Below are 2,171 nucleotides of genomic sequence, written 5' to 3' on the forward strand. Positions count from 1 at the left end.
TGATTAATTACCATTAGCATGGTAACAATTATCATTGTTGTAGCATGTTACTACTCTTCATTTAAAAAATTAATAAATACCGCGCGCGCAATGCTATCCCCGCCACGCCTGCCCGCTTCATGGGTGGGTTTTAATGCAGGTGCATGAACACCCCGGAGCCGCGCCAGCTCTGGGGTGATGAAGTGTGAAAAATACGGGGTTTTACATGCGAAACCATGCACCGTAATGCATGGTTTAATTGAATTAAATGGCGGGATTTTCTGGTCGATTTTATGCGGGTGGTTGCTGGTTCAGTTCTGCCAGCCGGTGCGCGTAAACATGGTTTTGTGCCGGTGTATATTTCTGCTGAGTATCAGCCCGCGAAGCCTTATCAGGCCTGAATCCGATGGCTGTCAAAATGTCGCTGTTTTCCGCTGTGTAATGAATTTCCGGACCGGTCGCCAGATAATCCCGCAGGGCTTCCCCGAGGTAATGCGTCGCTCGCCGTATGGCCAGCTCACGGACTGAAGTCTGAAGCTGATTAATCCCCATTAATTCCGGTGCCAGCGTACTGACCAGCGCGGCCCCGTTCTGCTTCATAAACGCATCGAGTGAATGGCAAATACTGGTGTGCTGTACCGCTTCATGCGAGCGAATATAACGCCCCGCCGCACAGGTGATTTCCCACTGTTTAACGTCAATATATTCACTCAGATAAGTAATCCGCTCCGCGTTCCGGGGATGTCCCGGTGCAAGCTGTTCATCCAGCGCAATCTCTGCCGCTTTCAGTTCATCTTTTTTATTCTGCCAGGCGGTTTTATTCGCCTGACACACGGCAAAGGCCTGCTGTAATGGTGTGTCGCTCATTGATTCATCCCCGGTAGGTCATTGTGTCGCTGACGGTCGCTGTTTCGGTGCTTTATCCATTTCCCCCTGGATAAATTCATCTGCCGGTTCATCTCCGGTCACCGGATGACAAATAATCGACTCAACGGACTCCATCGACCGGAACGTCGCTGAGCAAAGTACATTCTGGCACTGGTAATAGCGATGTTTGACACTGTCAGACAGATAACGGCTGGTACGTGAATGCGCTGAGGTTTTGCAGAACGGGCAGTGCATCATGATCAGCCCTCCTGTTTTTTGTCTGCTTTCTCTGCCAGCTCTTTGGCTATCATCGACCGTTTGATGGGGCTGTCGTAGAGATTCATATCGACGCCGGTCAGTGCAGGACGGTACAGGCCAAGCTGAGAGAGCACTGGTTCATTTTCCATGCTGAAATGGTGGAGCTGGCTCTGGCTGAGAATGCGGTCGCCCAGCTCCTGTACCAGCGTTCTTTTCGGTGCCTCATTCCCCTGAATGTCCAGCTCACGCAGGCGCAGACAGAATGCCCGGATCAGCGCAGGACTCAGGTCTTTTATTGCCGTATTCCATTCATTATTGGCGTAAGTGCTAAAAGCGGTACGGTGTGCCTCAACATAGGCCTTGCCTGATGCGCAGGCACTGAGCATGGCGCGGGTTTTATCTGTTTCCAGTTCGCCAATCAGCGCGGTGAACTCCTCCGCCAGCTCGCGATTAGCAATCCGCTGGCTGTGCTCGTTTTTCATTTCCGGTGTAATGGCACCTTTGAGGGCACGGAACCGGCTGCGCCAGCTGTGCTCTGCTTCCTCACTTTCTTCCAGTGCGACCTGTCGCTCCTTCTCGCTGCGGCTGATGGCAGTGCCAATCTCATTAAGCTCAAGCATGTTTGCGGTATGTCGGGATTTCGCATCGCCGAAGGATTTCAGGTCGCGGGTCAGTGCGGCGGTGAGAACCTGGCTTTCCTGTCCGTTCAGCGTATTCAGCGCATTTTTGACGCCGTTCTGCGTTTTTCCATCCTGCGCGCTACTGGTGACTTTTATTACCGTGTTGAGTGAGTCAGTTTTCATCATTGAGTTCTCCGTTTTTTCAACCTGATGTCATTCTGCCTGTGATGGCACAACATCAGTGAACCACACCGGATGTATCAGATATGGCACAAGAAGACCTGAAAACCGGCTTGCCAGAGGAAAGGTCTCAGGAACATACCCCCCTCTTTTATTATTTTTTAGCTATTAACTATTCACTCTGTTCACCTTTAAAAAAAAGATAAGTAATACAGTATATTAGAGGGTGAACAATCGAGGTCTGACTGTTCACCGTCTGTTCACCAC

3 protein-coding genes are annotated in these 2,171 nt (G+C 50.8%); all 3 read right to left on the reverse strand.

Translation table 11 applies throughout. From position 1 onward, the window contains the following. Positions 1 to 270: 270 nt before the first annotated feature. Genes MES37_RS24135 through MES37_RS24145 form a run of 3 tightly spaced genes read right to left on the reverse strand, consistent with a single transcriptional unit; the run spans position 271 to position 1,910 of the window. Positions 271 to 846, reverse strand: coding sequence for a phage polarity suppression protein (locus tag MES37_RS24135; RefSeq protein WP_237932802.1), 576 nt, complete (start codon positions 844 to 846; stop codon positions 271 to 273). A gap of 18 nt (positions 847 to 864) precedes the next feature. Next, positions 865 to 1,104 (reverse strand): ogr/Delta-like zinc finger family protein, encoded by a 240-nt coding sequence (locus MES37_RS24140; RefSeq protein ID WP_237932803.1) that lies wholly within the window; start codon positions 1,102 to 1,104, stop codon positions 865 to 867. Positions 1,105 to 1,106: 2 nt separating this feature from the next. Then, positions 1,107 to 1,910 carry a capsid protein gene (locus MES37_RS24145; RefSeq protein ID WP_237932804.1) on the reverse strand — a complete coding sequence of 268 codons (804 nt, stop codon included), beginning with the start codon at positions 1,908 to 1,910 and terminating at the stop codon, positions 1,107 to 1,109. Between the last annotated feature and the right edge of the window lie 261 nt (positions 1,911 to 2,171).

The organism is Buttiauxella sp. S19-1 (assembly GCF_022134725.1).
Lineage (GTDB): Bacteria > Pseudomonadota > Gammaproteobacteria > Enterobacterales > Enterobacteriaceae > Buttiauxella > Buttiauxella ferragutiae.